This window comes from Streptomyces sp. O3, from assembly GCF_054788135.1.
Window position 1 is genome coordinate 32,981 of sequence record NZ_JBTVYK010000045.1, and the last position, 25,298, is coordinate 58,278.

Consider the following 25,298-nt stretch of genomic DNA (forward strand, 5'->3'; position numbering starts at 1 on the left):
ATGCCATCCGCATCCGCGCACCGGTTCCGCGTGGCGGGCGACGACGTCGCCCTGTTCGCGCAGGCGAGCGGGGACCGCAGTCCGCTGCACATGGACGCGTCGTACGCCCGGCGCACCTCCTTCGGGCAGCGGGTCGTGCACGGGGCCGTGGGGGTGCTGCACGCCCTGGCCGCCCTGCCCGAGCCGCCGGACGGCCGGGTTCCCGTCGCCCTGGAAGCACGCTTCCACGCGCCCGTGTTCATCGGCCAGGACTACACCGCCCGTACCCGCGCCGACGGCGAGCGGGCGGGCGTACGGATCGCGGACGGCGCCCGCCCCGTCCTGGACGTCGAAGTCACCTACGGCACCCGCGCGTTCGGAGCCCTGCCGCTCACCCCGGACGCCCCGCGCCGCCGCGCCGAGGCCGCCGTACGCGGCCTCGACTCCCTCACATCCGGCGCGCTGGACGCGGCGTACGACCCCGACCCGGAGGCGTACGAGCGGCTGCTCGCCCGCATCGGCGGCGCCCCGGCCCCGGTCGAACTGGCCGCCCTGCTCGGCTGGGCCAGCTACCTCGCCGGAATGGAGGCGCCGGGACGGCCCGCGCTCGTCTCCCGCTACACCCTGCGCCTCGACGGCACCGACGCGGCGGCCGAGACCAGGGCGCGCGCCGAAGTCACCACGGTGGACCGCAGGTTCGGCCGCGTCGAGCTGACCGCCCGCGTCGACGGGCCGGGATTCGCCGCTGTCGCCGAGACCGAGGTGCTGGTGCGCGACGAGCCCGCGTCTTCCCGCATCGACACGCTGATCGGCCAACTGGGCGGCGGCGACACAGCTTTGGAAGGCCGCGTCGCCCTCGTGGTCGGCGCCAGCCGCGGCCTCGGGGCCGCACTCGCCCAGGCGCTCGTCCTGCGCGGCGCCACCGTGTACGGCGGCTACCACCGGAGCCGCGAAGACGCCGAGGCGGTGCGCGCGGGGCTCGGCGACGCCGGGCAGCGCCTGCACCTGCTGCGGGGCGACTGGGCCGACCCCGACTGGTGCGCCACGGCCCGCGAACGGATCCGCGCCGCGCACGGCCGCGTCGACCTGCTGCTGCTCAGCGCCTGCCCGCCGGTCAACACCCTCGGGCTCGACGCCGCCGCCGACGACCGCGCGGCCGCGTACGTCGCGGACAGCCTGGCGCTCACCCGCGGGCCGCTCGCCTGCTTCGCCGAGGACGTCGCCGACGCCGACGGCTGGGTGGCGGCCCTCTCGTCCGAGTGGGTGACCCAGCCGCCGCCGGGCCGCTCCCACTACGTCACCGCGAAGTTCGCCGTCGAGGGCCTGCTGCACGCGGCCGCCGTCGAATATCCGTCGGCCCGCTTCCTCATCGCCCGGCCGCCGCGGCTGGCCACCGGACTGTCGGGCGGCATCGCGGGCCAGGCGGGCGGCATGCCGGTCGAACCGGTCGCCGCGGCGCTGGTCGACCGGATCCTGCGGGGCGGCGAGCCGGGCACCGCCCATCTGCTCGACGCCTTCGACCCGGCCCACGCCGCCGACGTACGGTCCGACGGAGCGGAGGCCGCCGGACCGCACACCGCCGCACCCCTGACACGGGCGTCCGTCGGCTCGGGAGCCGACGCCCCGCCCGCCCCCGAGGTGACCGCCCCCGAGGTGACCGCCCGCGAGGTGACCGCCCGAGACCAGGCCGCCCGAGACCAGGCCGCCCCCGAGGAGGCCGCCCCCGACCCCGCGGCTCCCGACGACGACCGACGCCCGGCCCTGGTGGCCGCCGCCACCTTCACCCTCGACCCGCTGATGCCCGTACTGGAGCACTGGAACGCCCGCATGGGTCTCGGCCTGCGGCTCGAACCCGCCCCGTACGGCCAGGTGTTCCAGGAACTCCTCGACCCGGCCAGCTCCTTCCACCGCAACACCGGCGGCTGCAACGCCGTCCTGCTGCGCGTCGAGGACTGGTTCGACGGCGACGGCGAACCCGAACGCGCCGCCGCCGACTTCGTCGCCGCCGCCGAGTCCTACACCGGGCACGGCGGCGCACCCGTACTCGTCCACCTCTGCCCGATGGAGCCGCACCAGGACCCGGCGCGCGCCGCGCGCGCCGCAGCGGTACGCGACCTCGTACGCGACGGGCTCACCGGACTGCGCGGCGTCCACCTGACCGGCGGCGACGCCTGGGGCGGCGGCTACGAGACCCCGGAGTACCACGACGCGGCCCGGCTCGGCCACGCCCACATCCCCTACACCGACGCCGCCTACACCGCCATCGGCACCGCCCTGATCCGCTCCGCGCACAGCCTGCTCGCCCCGCCCTTCAAGGTCCTCGTCCTGGACTGCGACAACACCCTGTGGCGCGGAGTGTGCGGCGAGGACGGGCCCGACGGAGTCGCCTTCGACGACGCCCACCTGCGCCTCCAGGAATGGGCGCTGCGGCTGCGCGAGCGCGGCGTCCTGCTCTGCCTGGCCAGCAAGAACGACGAGGACGGCGTCGCCGAGGTGTTCCGCCGCCGCGCCGATGTGATGCCGCTGCGCTGGGAGCACCTGGCGGCCTGGAAGGTCGACTGGCGGCCCAAGGCGGCCAACCTCGTGGACCTGGCCCGCGAGCTGGACCTCGGCCTGGACAGTTTCGTCTTCCTCGACGACAACCCCGTGGAGGTCGCGGCGGTGCGCGCGGCCTGCCCCCAGGTACTCGCGCTGACCTTCCCCGCCGACGACCCGCGGGGCCTGCCCGGCTTCCTGGAGCGGATCTGGGCCTTCGACCGGCCCGAGGTCACCGCCGAGGACCGCAAGCGCGCCGCGACCTACGAGGCCCGCCGGGAGCGCGAGGACCTGCGCAAGTCCTCGCTCACCTTCGCCGACTTCATCGCGAGCCTCGACCTGGTGATCGACATCCGCCCCGCGGCCGAGGCCGACCTGCCGCGCGTGGCCCAACTCACCCAGCGCACCAACCAGTTCAACTTCTCCACGATCCGCCGCTCCGAGGCCGAGATCCGCGCCCTGCTCGCCGACGAGCACGCGGACACCCGCTGCCTGGTCGCCGAGGTCCGCGACCGGTTCGGCGACTACGGCATCGTGGGCGCCGCCCTGACCCGGCACGAGCCGGGCGCCGACACCGTCGTACTCGACACCTTCCTGATGAGCTGCCGGGTCCTGGGCCGCGGCGTCGAGCACGCCCTGCTCGGCCACCTCGGCGCGGCCGCGCGGGACGCGGGCGCGCGCGTACTCGAAGCGGCCTGGCGGCCCACGCCCAAGAACGAACCGGCCCGCGCCTGCCTGGAGTCGGTCGCCGCCGCGCACGCGCGGCCCCAGGACGACGGCGCGGTGCTCTACCGGATGCCCGTCGACCACGCGGCCGCGATCACCTTCCGGCCCGACGAGCACGCCCCCGCGCAGGCCGCGACCGGCCAGCGCGACCCGCGGGCCGTGCCCGCCGACCCGGTACGCCTGTCCGCGCTGACCGAACTGGCCGAGCAGATCACGGACGTGGCCGCCCTGGACGCGCGAGTACGCGGCACGACCCCGAGCCCCGCCCGGGCATTGCCCTCCGCCTCCCCCTCGTCACACGGCGACCTGGAGTCGATACGCGCCGCCGTCCTGGAGGTGTTCGCGCGCACCCTCACCGACCCCAGGGTGTCCGTCACGGCCGACGCCTCCTTCGAGGCGCTGAAGCTGACCTCGCTCGACATCGTCAACCTGACCGTGGCCCTGGAGAAGCGGCTCGGACGCGAACTGCCGACCACCCTGCTCTTCGAGCACCGCGGCATCGACGGCCTCGCCCGCTCCCTCGCGGGCCCGCGGCAGCGACAGGCCTCCGCCGCTCCCGCCGCTCCCGCCGCCCCGACGGCCGCCACTCCCACCACAGAGGACCCCATCGCCGTCGTCGGCCTGGCGGGCCGCTACCCCCGGGCCCGGACCGTGGACGAGCTGTGGGAGCTGCTCGCCGCGGGCCGCAGCGCCGTGACGGAACTGACCTCCGAACGCTGGGAGCACCGCCGGCACCTGGACCCGGACGGCGGCCCCGACACGACGTACTCCGCGTGGGCCGCGCTCGTCGACGACGTCGACCGGTTCGACGCCAAGTTCTTCGGCATCGCCCCCAGCGAGGCCGCGATGATGGACCCGCAACAGCGCCTGTTCCTCGAAGTCGCCCACGAGACCGTCCAGGACGCGGGCCACACCCGCGCCACGCTCGGCCCCGACGTCGGCGTCTACGTCGGCGCCATGGCCAACGACTACGCCGCGCTGAGCCGCGCGGCCGCCGTCACCGGGCACAGCCCGTTCCCGTACGCCGAGAACTACCAGATCGCCAACCGCGTCTCGTACTTCTTCGACTTCGCCGGGCCCAGCCTGGCCGTCGACACCGCCTGCTCGTCGTCCGCCGTCGCCCTGCACATGGCCTGCGAGGCGATCCGGCGCGGCGAGGTCGGCGCGGCCATCGCGGGCGGCGTCAACCTCGTCCTGCACCCGGCGCGGCACATCCAGTACGCGCAGATGGGCATGCTGTCGCGGGGCGGCGCGTGCCGCTCGTTCGGCGCGGGCGCGGACGGGTTCGTCATCGGCGAGGGCGTCGGCGCCGTCCTGCTCAAGCCGCTGTCCCAGGCGCTGGCCGACGGCGACCACGTGCACGGCGTGATCAGGGGCAGCGCACTCAACTCCGGCGGCCGCACCAGCGGGTTCACCGTGCCCAACCCCGACGCGCAGGCGGCGCTCGTCGCCCGCGCCCTGGCCGCGGCCGACGTCGACCCGCGCACCGTCAGCTACGTGGAGGCCCACGGCAGCGGCACCGAACTCGGCGACCCCATCGAGATACGCGGCCTGACCACCGCCTTCGCACCGGGCGACGGCGAGCGGGGCTGGTGCGCCGTCGGCAGCGTCAAGTCCGCGATCGGACACCTGGAGTCGGCGGCCGGGATCGCGGGCCTGACCAAGGTCCTGCTGCAACTGCGGCACCGCACGCTGGCGCCCACGCTGCACGCCGACACCCTCAACCCGCGCATCGACTTCACGGCCACCCCGTTCCGGGTGCACCGCGAACTGAGCGACTGGCGGCGGCCCGAAGGGCCCCAGGGCGAGACGCCGTTGCGGGCCGGAGTCAGCTCCTTCGGGGCGGGCGGCGTCAACGCCCACCTGGTCGTCGAGGAAGCGCCCGCCCGCGCGGCCGCCGGGTCGGGACCGGCCGCCGACGGACCCGAGCTGATCGTCCTGTCCGCCGCCGACGCCGACCGGCTGCGCGCGTACGCCCACCGGCTGCACACGCACCTGACGAGCGCCACGGCCCCCGACGCCTCGCTCGCCGACATCGCGCACACGCTGCGCGTCGGCCGCGAACCCCTCGCCCACCGGGCCGCGTTCACCGCCCGCAGCCGCACCGAACTGACCGACTGCCTGGCCAGGCTCGCCCGGTCCGAAGAGGCGCCCGGGATCGCGTACGGCCAGCCCGACGCCGACACCTCGCTCGCGGACGTGTTCACCGACGACGCCGAGACGACCCGCTTCCTGGCCGACCTGATCACGGCGGGCGACCTGACCCGCGTCGGCCGCTTGTGGACCCGCGGCGCCCGCGTCCCCTGGGACGCCCTCCTCACCGCCGTCGGCCGACGACGCGTCCCCCTCCCCGCCCACCCCTTCCACCCCACCCGCCACTGGCTCCCCAACACCCAGCCACCCACACCCGGATCCCCCACACCCGGATCCCCCACAGCCAGCACGCCCGCCGCCCGGCTGTCCGACGGCCAGGTGTCCGCGGACCGCGGCCCGGCGGGCGCGGGTACGGGCGCGGGTCGCGTGGCCGGGGGACAGGGGGAGCGGGCCTGGTACCTGCGGCCGGACTGGCGGGACGCCGACGCCACCGGCACTCCCGAGAGCCCGGCGGACGCCATCGTCGTCGCGCTGGCCTCCGGGGCCTGGCGGCCGCACGGCGGCCCCTCGGTCGAGGTCGTCCCCGACGAGGAGCACGCGCTGCGCGTCGTCGCCGCCGCGCCGCCTCGGCGGCGCGTGGTGGTGCTCGACGCGCGCCGCCTGCACGCCGCCGCACGCGCGGACGACCCGCTGCGCCTGCCCCTCGCCCTGGCCCGCGCCTGCGCCGACGGCGAGACCCGAGTGACCTACGCGGGCCTGTACCCGCCAGCCGACACCGACCCGCTCGGCGCCGCCGTCGCCGCGTTCACGCGTTCCGCAGAGCAGGAGCTGCCCGGCTTCCGCGGCGTACGCGTCGAGGTCGACGACGCGCACGCCGCGCCCGACACCGCACGGCTGCTCGCCGAGGCGTACGGCACCGACGCGGAGGTACGACTCGCCGACGGACGGCGCCAGGTCCGTACCCTCACCCCGCAGCCGCCGCGCACCGGCCCCGCGCCCTGGCGCGAGGGCGGCGTCTACCTCGTCACCGGCGGCGCCGGGGGAGTGGGGCGACTGGTCGCCGAACACCTCGCCCATACCCACCACGCCGCGCTGATCCTGCTCGGCCGCGCCCCCGCCAGCGCCGCCACGCACCACCTCGTGGCGCGCGTCGAGGAGCTGGGCGGCCGGGCCCTGTACGCCACCGCCGACGTCTGCGACCCCGACGCCCTGGCCGCCGCGCTCGCCGCGGGCGAGGAGCGGTTCGGGCCGCTCAACGGCGTCGTACACGCCGCGGGCACCATCGAGGACGGCGGCCTGCGCGGCAAGTCCGACGACTCCTTCGCCCGCGTACTCGCACCCAAGACCACCGGAACCCGACTGCTCGACGCGCTCACCGCCGACCGCGGGCTGGACTTCTTCTGCCTGATGTCGTCCGTCAACGGCACCCTCGGCAACGCGGGCCAGGCCGACTACGCCGCGGCCAACCGCCACCTCGACGCGTTCGCCCTGTGGCGCGACGCGCGCGTACGGGCCGGTGAACGCCACGGCCTGAGCGTGTCGGTGGCCTGGCCGCACTGGCGCGACGGCGGCATGTCCGTCACACCCGAGGCGCTCGCGCTCGCCGAGACCGCCACGGGACTCACCTCTATGGACACCACGGCCGGGCTTCGCGCGCTCGACGACGTCCTCGCGGGCCCGCCCGGATGCACCGTCGTGGGCGTGGGGGACCAGGACAGGTTCACGGCCGCGTTCACCCGCACGCCCTCGCCGTCCTCGTCGTCCGTCTCTGCCGCCATGCCGTCCGGTACGTCGCCGAGCGCGGCGGCGGGATCCCCGCTCGCGCAGCGGCTCGTGGACATCGCCGCCGGGATACTCGGAATGCCGGGCGACGAGATCGACGCGGACGCCGAGATGGGCTCGTACGGCTTCAACTCGGTGCTCCTGACGCGGTTCTGCGCGCAGCTCAACTCCGCCTTCGGCACCGCCCTCACCCCGGTGGTGTTCTTCGAGCACCCCACCCTGACCCGCCTGGAGGGGGTGCTCGCACAGAACGACGCGGTGCGGGAAGCCCTGACGGCGACGCCGCGGCCAGCCGCGTCCGAGCCGGAGCCGGAGCCGGAGCGGGAACCGGAACCCTCGCGTCCCGCGCACCCCGAGCCCGTGGCCGTCGTCGGCATGGCCGGGCGGTTCCCCGGAGCGCCCGACCTGGAGACGTACTGGGAGAACCTGCTCGCCGGACGCGACGCGGTGCGCGAGGTGGATCCGGAGCGCTGGGACTGGCGCACCTCGCCCGCGGGCGAGGCCTGCCGCTACGGCGGCTTCCTCGACGACATCGACGCCTTCGACGCCGAGTTCTTCGGCATCTCGCCGCGCGAGGCCCGCACCATGGACCCGCAGCAGAGGCTGTTCCTGGAGACCGGCTGGGCCGCGATCGAGCACGCCGGATACGACCCCCGTTCGCTGTCCGGCAGCCGCACCGGCGTGTTCGCCGGAGTGACCCTGCACGACTGGCTCGACGTGCTGCGCGAGCACGGCGAACCGCCCGCCGCCCACACCGTCACCGGCAACGTGCACAGCATCGTGCCCAACCGGCTCTCGCACGCCCTGGACCTGCGCGGCCCCAGCGAGGCCCTCGACACGGCCTGCTCCAGCTCGCTCGCGGCCCTGCACCGGGCGGTGGCCGCACTGCGCTCCGGCGAGTGCGACCTCGCGCTCGCCGGTGGCGTCAACGTCCTGCTGTCCACGTCCGTCTACGCGTCACTCGCCCGCGCCGGGATGCTCTCGCCCACGGGCCACTGCCACGCCTTCGGCGACGCCGCCGACGGGTACGTACGCGGCGAGGGCGTCGGCGCGGTCGTGCTCAAGCCGCTGTCGCGGGCGCTCGCCGACGGCGACACGGTGCACGGGGTGCTGCTCGGCACCGCCGTCAACCACGGCGGACGCGGCCACTCGCTCACCGCCCCCAACCCGTCGGCGCAGGCCGACGTGGTCGTGGACGCGATCAGGGCGGCCGCCGTACCGGCCGCGAGCATCACCTACGTCGAGACCCACGGCACCGGCACCCGGCTCGGCGACCCGATCGAGGTCGGCGGGCTCAAGGAGGCCTTCGACCGGCTCGGCGCCGCCGACGGCGCGCCCGGCGGCTGCGCCCTGGGCGCGGTCAAGTCGAACATCGGACACCTCGAGTCGGCCGCCGGTATCGCGTCCCTGGTCAAGGTGCTGCTCGCGATGCGCTACCGCACCCTGCCGCCCAACCTGCACTGCGATCCGCCCAACCGCTATCTCGACCTGGCGGGCGGACCGTTCCGGCTGCCCGCGACGGCCGAGCCGTGGAAGCCCCCGGCCTGCGCCGACGGCGCCGTACCGCCGCTGCGCGCGGGCGTCAGCTCGTTCGGCTTCGGGGGCTCCAACGCGCACGTGATCCTGGAGGAGCCGCCTATGCCGTCAGACCCCACCGCCGAAGCCGGTGCCGCGCAGGCGGTCACCCTGTCCGCCCGCTCGACGGAGGGCCTGCGCGCCTACGCGCGGCGGCTCGGGGCCCGGCTCGCCGAACACGAAGGACCGGAGACGCTCACCCTGCCCGACATCGCGTACACCCTGCGGACCGGCCGCGCGCACTTCGCGTGCCGGGTCGCCCTGGTGGCCGGATCGGTCGAGGAACTCAAGGACCGCATCGGGCAGTTCCTCACCGAAGGCGGCGGCCCCGGCGTATACACGGGCGACACGGGCGACACGGGCGACACGGGTGACACGGGCGACACGGGCCACGCGGGTGACACCGATGCGGCGGGACCGGCGCACGAGCTGGCCCGCGCCTGGGCCGCTGGCGGCGACGTCGACTGGAGCGCGCTGCACACCGGCACGCCGCCCCGCCGCATCCCGCTTCCCACATACCCGTTCGACCACACGCGGCGGCACGGCCCGGACACCGGTTCCACCGCCGCGCCCACCTCACCCGCCGCACCCGCCGCACCCGCGCGGTCCGCGCCCCCGCCGCGGTCCACACCCGCGGGGTCCGCTTCGCGCGCGACCGGCGACAGCGTCGATACGACGACGCCCGACCCGTCACGCGCGCGGCGGCCCGAGACCGACGCCTCCCCGGCCGACGCACCCGAGCCGACCCCCGGCACCGGCCCGGACCACCACCCGGTGCTCATGGAACGCCGCTGGGTGACCCTGTCCGGCACACTGCGGGCCCCGCGCCGCCGACTGGCCTGCCTGCTCCTGGTGCGCGGACCCGAGAGCCTCGGACTCGTCGGCGCGCTGGACCCGGACATCGACTGGATCGTGCTGCGCGAACGCGCCCGCACCCCCCGACTCCTGCCGCCGGGCCGGGAGTTCGAGGTCGACTTCGACGACCACGCGGACGGCGCGGCCGTCGCCGCAGAGATCGTCGAGCGGCACCCCGGCATCGACGCCGTACTCGACCTCGTGGACCTCGCCGTCCCCGACGCCGTACCCGAAGCCGCGTCCGAAGCCGCGTCCGAAGGCGCGTCCGAAGGCGACGGCGCGGAGACCGGGCTCGGGCGCGAGGCCGCACGGGTCGCCCTGCTGCAGACCCTCGTACGCCACCACGTCGACTCAGACCTGCACGTCGTCCACGCCACCCGCGCCCTCGCCCCGTACCGCAACCCGCGCCCCGGAGTCACCGGCGCCCGCATGGCGGCCCTGATCCGCACCCTGGGCAGCGAGTACTCCGCGGTCCGTGCCACCACCGTCGATCTCGAACCCGACACCGACCAGAGCGCCGCGCTGCCGCTCGCCGTACGCGAGATCGAGACCGCGGGCGAAGAGCCCGAGGTGTGCTTGCGCGGTAATGTGCGCTACGCACCCCGGCTCGTCGACCTGGACCAGGACGGCGAAGTACCGGCACGCGACGGCACGTTCGGCGGATTCCCCATGGACCCCGCCCGCGTGTACGTGATCACCGGCGGCACCGGCGGACTCGGCGCCGCACTCGCCCGCGAACTGTTCGCCCGCGGCGCCCGCCGCTTCGCCCTGCTCGGCCGCCGCCCCGTACCCCCCGTGGACGAGTGGCGCGCCGACGACGCCGGGCCCGGCCTCCCCAACGGCATCGCCGACCTGGCGGCCCTGCGCGACCAGGGCGCCAGGATCGCCGTGCACAGCGGGCCGCTCACCGAACGCGGCACGCTCGGCGCCTTCCTGGACGAGGTGCGCGGCACGCTCGGACCGATCGCGGGCGTCGTGCACTGCGCGGGCTCGGTCGACGAGCGCAACCCGGTGTTCATCCGCAAGACCTGGCAGGACATCGCCCGGACGTGGGAGCCCAAGGGCGAGGGCACGGTCGCCCTGGACGCGCTGCTCGCCGACGACGAACCGGACTTCATGGTGTTGTACTCGTCGCTCTCGGCCGTCCTCCCGTTCCTGTCCGTCGGCCTGGCCGACTACGGCAGCGCCAACGCCTACCTCGACGCCTTCGCGGCGCGCGCCGCGAAGCGCCGGTCCGGCCGTACCCGCTACCTCTCCGTCGCCTGGGGCGGCTGGGCGCAGATCGGCATGGGCGAGGTGCGCAGCTCCCGCTATATCGAGCAGGGCTTCACCTCGCTCACCCCGGCCGAGGGCATCGGCCTGCTCGACCGGGCGCTGCGTCGGCGTGGCCTCGGACCGACCGTGATCGCCCTGGCGCGCAGCGGCGACATCGCCGAACCCGCCCCCGCCTCCGCGTCCGCGTCTGGTGCGTCCGGTGCGCCCGACACGCCCGGAGGCGGGACGGGCGCACCCGGCGAGATCTCCGAGCAGCTGCGCGAGCTGGTGGTCGAGGCCGTCTGCGACCTCATCGCAGAAGAGGTGCTGGTGCCGCGCGAGCGCGTGCGCCCCGACAGCGACTTCGCCGAACTCGGCGTCGACTCCGTCCTGTTGTCCGGAGTGGTCGCCCAGCTGGAGACCCTCACCGGCGGTCCCGTGCCACCGTCGGCCGTCTTGGAGTACCCGACGCCGGGCAAGCTCGGCGCGCATCTCCTCCAGGAGCATTCGACGGGCGTACGGGCTTGGGCCGAGGACCGCCTGCCCGAGCCCACCGGCCCCGTCGAGCCCACCGGCCCCGTCGAGCCCACCGGCCCCGTCGCCGGGCCTGCCGAGCCCGCCCCCGCACCCGCGTCCGCACCCGCCCAGGCAACCGCGCCCACCCCCGGCCCCTTGGCGGTCATCGGCATGGCGAGCCGCTTCCCCGGCGCGCCGACCACCGACGCGTACTGGGAGCTGCTGCGCACCGGGACCGACGCGGTGACCGAAGTCCCGGCATCCCGCTGGGACATCGACCGGCTCTACGCCCCCACGGCCGCCCCCGGCCGCTCCACCAGCAAATGGGGCGGCTTCATCGAGGGCATCGAGGACTTCGACCCCGGCTTCTTCGGCATCTCCGACGATGACGCCCCCCACGTCGACCCCGTCATCCGCCTCGTACTGGAGAGCGCCGAGTCCACCTTCAGGGACGCCGGATACCAGCGCGACGAGCTGTCGGGACGGCGGATCGGCGTCTTCGCCGGGGCGGCCGCCAGCGGGTACGGGACCAGGATCGCCGAGCCGCGGCGCGGCACCGTCACCGGACTCAACCCCAACTTCATCGGCGCGCACATCGCCCACGTCTACAACCTCAGCGGCCCCAACATGGTGGTGGACACCGCCTGTTCGTCCTCCGTCACCGCGCTCTACCTGGCCCGCCAGGCCCTCGCGCTCGGCGAGTGCGAGATGGCCCTCGTGGCGGGCGCCGACCTGCTGCTCGACGAGCGGCCCTACCTCAAGCTCAGCGCCGCCCAGGCACTCTCACCGCAGGGCCGCTGCCGCGTCTTCGACGTGGACGCGGCGGGCCTGGTACTCGGTGAAGGCGCGGGCGCCGTCCTGCTCAAGCCGCTCGCCGCGGCCGTCGCGGACGGCGACCGCGTCCACGCCGTACTCGAATCCGTCGCGGTCAACAACGACGGCCGCACCATGGGCCTCACCACACCGAACCCGGAGGCGCAGGAGCGGGTCGTGCTCGACGCGCTGCGCACCGCGGGCGTCGACGCGGACACCGTCTCCTACGTGGAGGCGCACGGCACCGGCACCATGATCGGCGACCCGATGGAGCTGCGGGCCCTGACTCGGGCCTACCGCCGCACCACCGAAGAGGCGGGCTACTGCGCGGTCGGCAGCGTCAAGTCGAACATCGGCCACCTCCTGATGGCCTCCGGCATGGCGGGCCTGCACAAGCTGATCCTGGCGCTGCGCCACCGGCAGCTGCCGCCGACACTGCACTGCGACACGCCCAACCCCCGTTTCTCGTTCGACAGTTCGCCCTTCTATCCGAACACCGGGCTGCGCGAGTGGACCCCGCGTGCCGGGGTGCGCCGCGCTGGCATCAGCTCGTTCGGATTCGGCGGCACCAACGGGCACGCGATCCTGCGCGAACCCCTCGGCGACGAGCGCCGCCCCGCCGTCCGCGAGGCGCTGCCGCCCGCCCCGTTCGAGCGCGCCCGCCACTGGGTGGAGCCGCTCGCCGCCCCGGCCGCCGCACCCGCCGTGTCGCCACCGGACAGCGCGCCAGCCGCCCCGCGGGCCGTTCTCGCAGGCCGCCGCTATCTGGAGTTCGTCGCGGACGAGCCCGTCTCCCCTTCCCCCGTCGTCACCTCTCGTACGCCTGGCGGCCCCGCACTCGGGGCCCCCGCGCACCGGCCGTACCTGCAGCTGGAGGAACTCTCATGACCCCATCCCCCCGCCCGTCCGCGGTCGACGCCGACCTCGCGGCCATCGAGGGCCGTCGGCTGCGCTCGGTCGTGACGGCCGACGACGAGATCGTGCGAGGGCATCTGGTCCACGAGGTTCCGGTGCTGCCCGGCGTCTTCCACCTGGATCTGACCCTGCGGCTGCTGGCGCACCACGGCGTCGACCCGGCGTCCGCCGAGCTGCGCCGCTGCCTGTTCATCGCCCCCGTGGTGGCCACCGCCGAGCTGAACAAGGAACTGCGGGTCGTCGTGGGGACGCGCTCCGGACCCGACACCGTGCCGGTCCATGTGGAGAGCCGCCCGCTGATCGACGGCGAACCCGTCGGCGACACCTGGGAGCGCAACTTCCAGGCCGAGATCAAACTCGGCCAGCCCACCGAGAGCCCGGTCATCGACCTGGCGGAGCTGAGGGGCCGGGCCACCGAGCAGGGCGACGCCGAGGAGCTGTACGCCTTCGCCCGCCAACTCGCCATCCATCACCGTGACTTCATGAAGGTCGCGGGCCGCATCCAGTACGGTCCTTCGGTCGCGCTCGCCGATGTCTCGCTCGGCGACGCGGCCACCGCCTATCTCGACCACTTCCACATCCACCCGGTGGTGCTCGACTTCTCCACCCTGGTGCCGTTCCTGCACTTCGGGCGGGACCAGCGGGAGGCGCTGACCCGGCCGTTCATCCCCATCTTCATCAAGTCCTTCCGTGCCACCGGATCGCTGAGCCGCGACAGCTGGGTGTACGTCCCCGAGATCGGCCAGCGGGTCGCGGACGGCGACACGGTCACCGGCGATATCCGCATCTGCGGCGCGGACGGCCGGGTACTCGGCTCGATCACCGGCTTCACCTGCAAGCGCGTGCGGTCGGCCGAGCACATCACCAAGTTCACCGAGGCGGTACGCACGCCGACCGCGCTCGCACCGGCCGCACCGGCCGCGCCCGCCGCGCCCGCCGCACCGGTCGTACCCGAGCCCGCCCCCGAGCCCGAGCCCGCGCCCGACGCGGCGTCGCTGGACCGGCTGATCACCGGCCTGGTGGCGGAGGCGCTGGGCAGTGACGACGTACGGCAGGACCTCGGCTTCTACGATCTGGGTCTGACGTCGGTCAACTTGCTTGCGATCGCGGGGAAGTTGGAGGAGGCGTTGGGGCAGGAGTTGTATCCGACGCTGTTGTTCGAGTATCCGACGGTGCGGAGTCTGGCCGCGCATCTGCGTGATGAGGGCATGGCCCCCCAGACCGCCCCCGAGCCGTCCGCCCCCGAGCAGGCCGCGCCCGAGCCGTCCGCGCCCGTTCCCGCGCCCGCGCCCGCGCCGGTGTCCGTACCGGCCGCCCCCGCCGAACAGGACGGCGCGCCGGGCGTCGGCGACATCGCCATCGTCGGCCTGGCGGGCCGCTACCCCCAGGCCGACGATGTGAACCGGTTCTGGGACGTGCTGCGCGACGGCAGGGACTGCGTCACCGAGATCCCCGAGGAGCGCTGGGACTACCGGGACTACTACGAGCCACGCCGCGGCGCCACCGGCCGCTCGTACAGCAAGTGGGGCGCGTTCCTCGACGGCGTCGACCGGTTCGACCCGCTGTTCTTCAACATCTCGCCGCGCCAGGCCGAGTTGATGGACCCGCACGAACGGCTGTTCCTGGAGACCGCCTGGGAGACCATCGAGGACGCCGGGTACACCCCGGAGGCACTCGGCGCCGCCACCGGCTCACGGGTCGGCGTGTTCGCCGGAGTGATGTGGAACGACTACCAGCTATACGGCCTGGAGTCGGTCCAGCGCGGCGACCCGCAGGTGGTGGCCTCCACCTTCTCGCTCATCCCCAACCGCGTCTCGTACGCCTTCGACTTCCAGGGCCCGAGCGTGGCCATGGACACCGCCTGCTCGTCCTCCCTTTTCACCCTGCACATGGCGTGCGAGAGCATCCGGCGCGGCGAGTGCCGGGCGGCGGTGGCCGGTGGCGTCAACCTCTCCCTGCACCCGTACAAGTACCTGCGGCTGTCCGACAACAACCTGCTGTCCACCGACGGCCGGTGCCGCGTCTTCGGGCGCGGGGCCGACGGCTATGTGCCCGGCGAGGGCGTCGGCGCGGTCCTGGTGCGCCCGCTGGCCGACGCGATCGCCGCGGGGGACCAGATCTACGGCGTCATCCGCGGCTCGGCCGCCCACCACGGCGGCCGCACCAGCGGCTTCGCCGTGCCCAGCCCCGACGCGCAGAACCGGGTCGTGCTCGAAGTCCTGGAGAAGGCTCGGGTGCCGGTCGAGACGATCACGTACATCGAGGCGCACGGCGGCGCCACCACACTCGGCGACCAGATCGAGATCGCGGCGCTCACCAAGGCGTTCCGCCGCTACACGCAGGACACGGGCTTCTGCGCGATCGGCTCGCTGAAGTCCAACATCGGCCACCTGGAAGGCGCGGCCGGTATCGCGGCGCTCACCAAGGTGCTCCTGTCGATGCGCCACGAACTCGTCGTGCCCTCCCTCTACACCGCCGAGCTCAACCCCGAGATCCCCTTCTCCAACACGCCGTTCTACGTCCCTCAGGAGACCCGCTCCTGGGACCGTGTGAACGACCCGCGCACGGGAGCCCTGGCGCCGCGCCGCGCCGCGATGAGCGGCTTCGGCTTCGGCGGCGCCAACGTTCACGTCCTCGTGGAGGAGTACGTTCCCGAGCCCGCCGCCACGCGCGCCAGCGCCGGGCCGCGCCTCATCGACCGGTATGTCGTCCCGCTTTCCGGGCGCGACGAGCAGCGCACCCGCGAGCAGGCTCAGCGGCTGCTCGAACACCTGCGCGCGCATCCGGAACTGCGCATCGAGGACGTCGCGTTGACGCTGAGCCTCGGCCGTCGCGCCATGGAGTCGCGGCTCGCCGTCGCGGTGCGCGACACCAGGGAACTCGCCTACGCGCTGGAGGACTTCACCGCCGGACGCAGCGGCTCGTCGCGCCGCTGGACCGGGCGCGCCAAGTCGGCGCCGCCCGCGGACGACCCGACGGCCGCGCGGGCGCCGCTGACGACGGAGTCGCTCGCCGAGCGCTGGGTACGCGGCCACGAGGCGCCGTGGCGGGACGTGCTGCCGACCGGGGCCCGCCGGGTCTCGCTGCCCACGTACGCCTTCGGACGCCAGCACTGCTGGATACCCGGCGCGGGCGAGACGCCCACCAAGGCGGTCGCGCCGCCGGCCCCCCAGCCAGCCGCCGCCGCACCGGCCCCCGAGCCAGCCCCCGCCGTACCGGTGTCCGAGCCCGTCGCCGCACGCGCCCCCGAGCCCGCGCCCGAACCGGCACCCGCGGCGGCCGCCGCCCCCGTGCCGCGGCTCGCCGACCGCACCCTGCTGTACCGCCCGGTGTGGACCCCGCGGCCCGCCGAAGGCGAGCCGGTCAGCGGCACCCTGCTCGTCTTCGACACCAACGCCGAGCGGATCGCGGCACTCCGCGCCCGCGGCGGGCGCGTGGTGTGGGTGCGTCCGGGACGCGAGTTCACCCGCCTGTCGCCGGACGACTACGAGGTGGCCCCGGACAGCCGGGACGACCACAAGGCCCTGTTCGGCGCACTCAAGGAAGACCGGGTCGTGCCGCAGGCCGTACTGCACCTGTGGCAGCTGGACGGACCGACCCCGCTCGGCGGGTCGCTCGGCGACCTCGACGCGGCCCTGGTGCCCGTGTTCCTGTTCTGCCAGGCGTGGGCCGTCGGACTCGACCGCACCCTCCCCGTGATCCACGCCTTCGACGGCGACCGCGACCTGCCCGCCAACGCCGCCGTCGGCGGCTTCGCCCGCAGCGTCCGGCTCGAACAGCCCAAGCTCTCCGTCAAGGCCCTCGACCTGCGCGGCCGCCGCGGCGACACGGCCGAGGTGTGCGCGCTGCTCCTCGCCGAGACCGCGGGGCTCGACGACATCGAGGTCCGCCACACCGGCGCCGAGCGCACCGTCCTGTCCTTCGCCCGCACCCCGCGCCCGACCGGCAGCACCACCCGCCTCGCCCGCGACGGCGGCGTCTATCTGCTCAGCGGCGGCACCGGAGGCATCGGCCTGCATGTGGCGCGGCACCTGGCGGCACAGGCCGAGGTCGCACTCGTGCTGTTCGGGCGCTCCGAGCCCGGACCGGCCCAGGAGGCCGCCGTCGCCGACATCAGGCGCGCCGGTTCCGACGCCGTCTACCTGCGCGCCGACACGGCCTCGCGCGCCGACATGGAACGCGTCGTCGCCGAGGCGCGCTCCCGGTTCGGCCCGGTCACCGGCGTCCTGCACGCGGCCGGGATCTGCGAGGACGCGCTGCTCATCACCAAGCCGCTCGACTCCCTGCGCCGGGTCCTCACGCCGAAGCTCGCGGGCACCCACCACCTCGACGCGGCCACGCGCGGCGAGGACCTGGACTACTTCGTGCTCTTCTCGTCCGCGTCGGCCGTGCTGGGCAGCGTGGGCGCGGCCGACTACACCTCGGGCAACCGTTTCCTGGACGCCTACGCCGAGTGGCGCGAAGAGCGCAGGGCGCGGGGCGAGGCCCGCGGGCGCGCCCTGTCCGTCAACTGGCCGATGTGGCGCGACGGCGGTATGCGCATCCACCCCGACGTGGAGCAGGAGGTACTCGCACGGGCCGGGCTCGAACCGATGGACACCGAGGACGGGCTCGCCGCGTTCGAGGTGGCGCTGGCGGCCGACGGGCCGCAGATGGTCGTCCTCCAGGGCGACCCGGCCCGCCTGGAGGCCCGGATGACGTCGGTGGTCGAGAACATGGGGAACACGGTCCCGGCCGCACCAGCCGCACCAGCCGCACCAGCCGCACCAGCCGCACCAGCCGCCCCGGCCGCCGCGCTCGCCCCGGCCGCTCCCGTCGCTCTGGCAGGCGGGTCCGGACCGGGCGTCGACACTCTCGTACGAGAGCTGACCGAGGTCATCGCGAACGTCCTGAAGGTTCCGCAGGACGAGCTGGACATCGAGGACGACCTGTCCGAGTACGGCCTGGACTCGGTCGGCGCGATGCGCGCCCTGAACGACCTGGAGGAGAAGTACGGCGTACCGCTACAGCCCTCGCTGCTGCTGCGCTACCGGACGATCCAGACCCTGGCCGAGCACCTCGCCGACGAGGCCCTGGCCGAGCTGCCCGCACCGGCCGCGGCGATCACCGTCCCGACCGCCGCCCCGAGCACCGTGACCACTGAAACCACCGGAGCCGCCCCGACCGCCCCGGCGAACGGCGGACGTATCGCCGTCGTGGCCGCCGCGTGCCGCTTCCCAGGCGCGCCCAGCCTGGAACGCTTCTGGGACAACCTCGTGAACGGCCGCGACTCGGTGGGCGCCGTGCCCGAAGGCCGCTGGTCCGAGGAATGGCTGAGGCACGCGGGCCCCGAGGTGGCCGCGGCAGCCCGCTGGGGCGGATTCATCGACGGCGTCGACCAGTTCGACGCCGCCTTCTTCGGCATCGACGAGGAAGAGGCACGCTGGATGGACCCCCAGCAGCGGCTCGCGCTCGAAGTCGCCCAGGAGGTCCTGGACCGCGCGGGCTACCGCCGCGAGGAGCTGGCGGGCAGCAGGACCGGCGTCTTCCTCGGGGTCGCGCCCACCGACTACACCCGGCGCGGCTTCCTGTCCGGACTGCCCACACCCCCGCAGCTGCTCGCCGACTCGCTGCTGAACATGGCGGGTTCCGGCATCTCGCACGCCTTCGACTACCGAGGCCCCTCGCTCACCGTCGACACCGCCTGCTCGTCCTCGCTGGTCGCCCTGCACCGGGCGAGCCAGTCGCTGCTCGCGGGCGAGTGCGAGGCCGCCGTCGTCGGCGGCGTCGAGCTGCTGCTCGACCCGTTCGTGTACGTCGGCCTGGAGCGCGCCGGAGCCCTGTCCAAGGACGGCCGCTCCCGCGTCTTCGACCGCGACGCCGCCGGATTCGTGCCGGGCGAGGGCGTGGGCCTGCTGCTGCTCAAGGAGGAGAGCCGGGCCATCGCCGACGGCGACGCCATCCTGGCCACCGTCGTCGGCTCCGCCGTCAACAACGACGGCCGCACCATGGGCCTCACCGCGCCGAGCCACGACGCCCAGGTCGACGTCATCCGCACCGCGCTCGCCTCCGGCGGCATCACCCCCGACACCGTGGACTACCTCGAAGTACACGGCTCCGCGGGCTCGTTCGGCGACCCCATCGAGATCGGCGCGGCCGCCGAGGCGTACGCGGGCGGCGGCGGGCGGACCCCGATCGGGGTCGGCTCGGTCAAGACCAACATCGGCGCGCTGCTGCACGCGGGCGGCGTCGCCTCCCTGATCAAGGTCGTGCTCGGGCTGCGCCACGGCCATCTGCCGCCGACCCTGCACTGCGCCGAACCCCACCCGCGCATCCGGTTCGACAAGACCCCGTTCGCGCCGGTGCTCACCGGACGCGACTGGCCGGCCAAGGACACGACTCCGCGCCGGGCCGCGGTCTCCTCGTTCGGCTTCGGCGGCACCAACTGTCACGTCATCGTGGAGGAAGCGCCCGCGGGACACCGGCCGAGCCGCACCCCGCTGCCCGTCACCGCGTTCCAGCGCCGTCGCGCCTGGCTGGAGCCGTCCGGCCCGGCGGCCGCGCCCGCGACCCCCGTACTCGGGACCCCCGTACTCGGGACCCCCGCACTCGGGGCCGAGGGCGAGCGTCCCGCGCGGATCGACCACGCCGCCCTGGCCGCCGCGGGCGGCGGGCTGCTGGCCGCGGTCACCGAGTGGATCGCCACGACCGTGGGCGCCCTCGTCACCGGGCCCGCCGGGCAGGACCTGAGTGAGCTGTGCGAGCACAACTTCATGGAACTGGGCCTCAGTTCGGCCGCCCTGGTCGAACTCAACGGCACACTCGACGACGAGTTCGGCGTGGCCGTCGCGCCCACCGCCCTGTTCCGCCACCCGAACGTCCCCGACCTGTCCGACCACCTCGTCCACGAGTACCGCGACGAGCTCACCCGCTGGTTCGCGGCACGCCCCGGCGGCGCGCGCGGCGGCGCACGCCCCGACCACGCCGCCGCCAGCCCCAAGGCCAGCGGCGCGGCACACCGGCCGTCCGGCCGCCGCGAACCGGCGACCGCCGCGGCGGGACGCGCCAGCCGGCGCTCCGGCGGCGGCGCGAAGGAGGAGGACATAGCGATCATCGGGATCGGCGGCCGGTTTCCGGGCGCGGCCGACCCCGACGCCTTCTGGGCCCGCCTCGCGGCCGGTGACGACCTGATCACCCCGGTTCCCGGCAGCCGCTGGGACCACAGCCTGCACTACGACCCCACCGGCGCCACCGCCGGAAAGACGGACTGCGGCCACGGCGGCTTCCTCGACGCGATCGACACCTTCGACGCGGGCTTCTTCAACGTCCTGCCCAGCGAGGCCGAGTCGATGGACCCGCAGCTGCGGCTGCTGCTCGAAGTGCTGTACGCCACCGCCGAAGACGCGGGCGTCACCCCCGTCCTGCGCGGCTCCGCCACCGGCATGTACATCGGCCAGTGCTTCCAGGACTACGACAACGAGATGATCGCCCGAGGCCGGACGGTCAACGTGCACGACCCCATCGGCGCGGCCATGTCGATGACGGCCAACCGCCCGTCGTTCTACTTCGACCTCAGCGGGCCCAGCCTGACCGTCGACACCGCCTGCTCGTCCTCGCTGACCGCGCTCCACCTGGCCGTCGCCGCGCTGCGCCGTGGCGAGTGCGACATGGCCTTCGCGGCCGGGACCAACCTCATCGCCAGCCCGCGCCACTACACCAAACTCTCCGCCATCGGCGCGCTGTCGCCCTCCGGGCGCTGCCACAGCTTCGACGCCCGCGCCGACGGCTACGTACCGGGGGAGGCCGTCGCGGCCGTCCTGCTCAAGCCGCTGTCTCGGGCACTCGCCGACGGCGACCCGGTGCACGCGGTCATCAAGGCGGTCGCCGTCAACCACGGCGGGCACGCCAGCTCCGTCACCGCGCCCAGCCAGGCCCGCCAGGAGGAACTCCTGCGCGCCGCCTGGCAGGAGGCCGACATCGACCCCGCGACGCTCGGCTACCTGGAGGCGCACGGCACCGGCACCGCGCTCGGCGACCCGATCGAGATCGACGGCATCAAGGCAGCCCTGCGCGACGTCGGCGGCGACGAGCCGTTCGTCGCGCTCGGCACCGCCAAGGCCCACGTCGGGCACACCGAGGGCGCCGCGGGCCTGGTCGGCGTGATCAAGACGGTCCTGTCCATGCGGCACGGCCTGATCCCGGCCATGCCGGACTTCGGCACCCCCAACCCGTACTGCCGCATCGACCAGGGACCGCTGTACGTCAACACCGCACCCGAGCCATGGAACCCGCCCCCCGGCGTGCCGCGCCGCGCGGGCGTGAGCTCCTTCGGCTTCGGCGGCGCGTACGCCCATGTGGTCCTGGAGGAACCCCCGGTGCGCCAGGCCGCGCGCGGCCAGGCGGGCGGCCCCCTGGTCTTCCCGTACTCCGCCCGCGACGGCGAGCGCCTGCGGGCGCTCGCCCGGCGGCACCTGGACTTCCTCGCGGCGGGTTGCGCGCTGCCTGCGGCCGGGATCGCGGTCACCCTCCAGCACGGCCGGGAGAACGCCGCCGCGCGGTTCGCGGTGATCGCCGAGAACCGGGACCAACTGGCCCGTGGCATCGAGGCGTTCCTCGCGTCCGACGCGGCCGACGGCACCGTGCACGACATGGCGGCCGCGGCCGCCGAAGGCGGCCAGGAGGGCGGCCGCGCGGTCGAGCTGGCCCGCCGCTGGACCCGTGGCGCGCCCGTCGACTGGCCGCAGTCCGCGACCGGCCCCGAGACCCGCGTCCCGCTGCCGACCTATCCGTTCAAGCAGGAGCGGTACTGGCTGGCGGAGGCCCCAGCGCCAGCCGCCGCCCCCGGTGCCGTCGCCGTGCCCGCCGCCGCGCCTACCGCCGTCGCCGCCAGCGGGGACACCGGCGAGGACGCCGCCGACACCGCGGCCCTGGCCGCCGAGCTCACCGCGCACGTCGAGGCGGGCGGCTATCCGGGCGCCCGGATACTCGCCGCGCTGCGCGCCTTCGGAACCCTCGGCCGCAGGCTCGTGGCGAGCGTGCTGCGCGAGCACGCCGGAACGGGCCGGTTCGGCCCCGACGACGCGCTCGCCGACCGCGTCGAGATCGCCGACGGGCACGAGCGGTTCACTCTGTTCCTGGAGAGCGCCCTGCGCGACTTCGACGCACCGGCCGACGACGAGCTGTCCGAACAGGCCCGCATCCGGGCCGAGCTGACCGCGCTCGCCGAGTCCCACCCGGAGATCGGCAACCACATCGGCCTGGTGTCGGCGTGGGCGCCACAGCTGCCCGACGTGCTCGCGGGCCGCGTCAACGCGCTCGAACTGTACTTCCCCGGCGGCGACGAGGGGCTGCCCCGCATCTACGGCGGCACCCCCATCGCCGACCACTACAACGACCTGATCGCCCACGTCGTGGCGGGTCACCTGCGCGCCCAGCACGCGCGCCGCCCCGGCGAGCCGCTGCACGTCCTGGAGATCGGCGCGGGCACCGGCTCCACGTCCGAGCGGGTGCTGCGCCTGCTCGACGACCTCGAACTGCCCGACGGCACGGTCACGTTCCACTTCACGGACGTGTCGCCCGCGTTCTTCCGCACCGCCAAGGACCGCCTCGCCGGGCTCCGCACACCGGTCCGCTACGAGGTGTTCGACCTGGAGAAGGACCCGGCGGAACAGGGCTTCACACCGGGCGGCGCGGACGCCGTCATCGCCACCAACGTCGTCCACGCCACCCGGCTGATCTCCGGCTCCCTGGCCAGGACCCGGCAGCTGCTGACCCCCGGCGGTGTGCTCGTACTCAATGAACTGACCCAGGCCCTGGACTACTTGGGGCTCATGTTCGGCATGGTCCCCGGCTGGCAGGCGGCCCTGGACGCGGCCGAGCGGCTGCCGGGATCCCCGCTGCTGGACGCCGCCCGCTGGCGCGCGGCGCTCGCCGGGGCGGGCTTCGGTCCGGTGTGGGTGTTCGGCGCGCCGGAGGTCGACGAGGCGGAGTCCGACCAGTGCGTACTGCTGTGCCGGGCGTCCCGCCAGCCGACCGCCGAAGCGCCCGCGCAGGTCACCCCGCACGCCGGGGAGGAGGACACCGGCACGCGTCTGGTGCGCCATCTGCGCCAGGAGTTCGCGGAGTTCCTGCGCATCCCGGTGGAGACGGTCGAACCGGACTCCACCTTCGAGAAGTACGGCCTCGACTCCCTCGGCTCCATCCAGCTGGTCCGCACCCTGGAGAGCGACTTCGGACCGCTGCCCAAGGTCCTCCTGTACGAGTGCAACACCCTGGCCGCGCTCGCCGCCTACCTGCTGGAGCACACGCCCGACGCCGCCGAGACGGCCGCCGCCGCCGTGGCTCCCCCCGCCCCCGCGCCTGAGCCCGTACCGGCCGCGACCGCGGACGCACCCGTCACCGCACCCGCCACACCCCCGGCACCCGCACCTGCGCCCACGCCCGCTCCGGCGCGCCCCCGCACCCCGGCTCAGGAGCCCCCGGACGACGACCCGGTAGCCGTCGTCGGCATGGCCGGGATCTTCCCCGGCTCGCCCGACGTGCACGCCCTGTGGCGCCGCCTGCGCGAAGGCGCCGACCTGGTCACCGAGATCCCCGCCGAGCGCTTCGACTGGCGGCCGTTCTACGGCGACCCGGAGCGCGAGGAGGGCAAGACCAACACCCGCTGGGGCGCCTTCATCGACGGCGTGGACCGGTTCGACGCCGACTTCTTCGGCATCTCGCCGCTCGAAGCCGGGCTCATGGACCCCCAGCAGCGCCTCTTCCTCGCCTGCGCCTGGCAGGCCGTCGAGGACGCCGGACACCGTCCAGGCGACCTGAAGGGCACCGACACCGGCGTCTTCGTCGGGGCCACGTCCCACGAGTACGACGGCCACCTCATCAAGATCGGCCGGGACCGCGAGGCCCACTCCAGCCTGGGCGTCGGCCACTGCATCCTGTCCAACCGCGTCTCGTACCAACTGGGCCTGCACGGCCCCAGCGAGACCGTCGACACCGCCTGCTCCAGCTCGCTCACGGCGCTGCACCGCGCCGTGCTCGCCATCCGGCACGGCGAGTGCGGGGCCGCGCTCGTCGGCGGCGTCCACCTCAACCTCGGCGAACGCCTGTTCGTGGCGCTGGGCCAGCTCGGAGTGCTGTCGCCGGACGGCTGCTGCCGTCCCTTCGACGACAAGGCGAACGGGTTCGTACGCGGCGAAGGCATCGGCGCGCTCTACCTCAAGCCGCTGTCCGCGGCGCTCGCCGACGGGGACACCGTGCACGGCGTGATCCGCGGCAGCGGCGTCAGCCACGGCGGCCACGTCCAGTCGATGACCGTGCCCAACCCGAGCGCCCAGGCCGACCTGATCACCTCCGTCTACCGCAAGGCCGGAGTCGACCCGCGCACCGTCACCTACATCGAGGCGCACGGCACCGGCACCCATGTCGGCGACCCCATCGAAGTACGCGGTCTGCGCAAGGCGTTCGCCACCCTCACCGGGCGGCCCGAGAGCGAGCCGGTCGAGCCCTGGTGCGCACTCGGCAGCGTCAAGTCGAACATGGGCCACCTGGAAGCGGCGGCCGGGCTGGTCAGCACCGTCAAGACGCTGCTGGCCATGCGGCACGGCGCACTGCCCGCGAGCATCAACTTCGACACCGCCAACCCGCTGCTCGAACTCGACCGCAGCCCCTTCCGCGTCGTCACCGAATACCAGACGTGGCCCCGGCTCGTCGACTCCGACGGCGCCGAGCTCCCGCGCCGCGCGGGCGTCAGCTCGCTCGGCTTCGGCGGCACCAACTGCCACGTACTGCTGGAGGAGTTCATCGAGCCGAAGCGCACCGCACCGGCCGTGACCGGCACCCCGCACCTGATCGTCCTCTCCGCCCGCACCGAGGACCGGCTGCGCGCGTACGCGGGCGGCATCGCCGACCACCTGGCCGCGCACTTCTCGACCGGCGCACCCGAACTCTCCCTGGACGACGTGGCGTTCACGCTGCGCGAGGGCCGCGACCCGATGGACCGGCGGCTCGCGCTGCTGGTCCACGACACGGCGGAGCTGGTGGACAAGCTGCGCTCATGCCGGGAGGGCGCGTACGACCGCCCCGGAATCCTGGTGGGCGAGGCCACCGCGACGCCCCCGGCCGGGCCGCCCGCCACGGCGTCCCCCGAAGCGCTCGCCCGGCACTGGGTCGCGGGCGGCGCGCTGCCCGCGCGGGCCGCCGACGCCCGGTCGCTTATACACATCTCCGAGCCCACGAGACGCTACAGGTCCTCGCGTATGCCGGCTTCTGGGTGAAAA

2 protein-coding genes are annotated in these 25,298 nt (G+C 74.7%); both read left to right on the plus strand.

Going from position 1 to position 25,298, the window contains the following annotated elements; all coding sequences use genetic code 11:
• Positions 1–13,017: an SDR family NAD(P)-dependent oxidoreductase gene (locus ACX6XY_RS22080; protein ID WP_460333389.1), complete on the plus strand. Its 13,017-nt coding sequence runs from the start codon at positions 1–3 to the stop codon at positions 13,015–13,017.
• Entirely contained in the window at positions 13,014–25,295 is a 12,282-nt protein-coding gene (locus ACX6XY_RS22085; RefSeq protein WP_460333392.1) for an SDR family NAD(P)-dependent oxidoreductase, read from the plus strand. The genes ACX6XY_RS22080 and ACX6XY_RS22085 overlap by 4 nt, the downstream gene beginning before the upstream one ends.
• Positions 25,296–25,298 lie beyond the last annotated feature (3 nt).

Excerpts from the sequence above, each read along its gene's own strand:
- ACX6XY_RS22080 (WP_460333389.1), top strand. The coding sequence starts at position 1 with ATGCCATCCGCATCCGCGCACCGGTTCCGCGTGGCGGGCGACGACGTC.
- ACX6XY_RS22085 (WP_460333392.1), top strand. The coding sequence starts at position 13,014 with ATGACCCCATCCCCCCGCCCGTCCGCGGTCGACGCCGACCTCGCGGCC.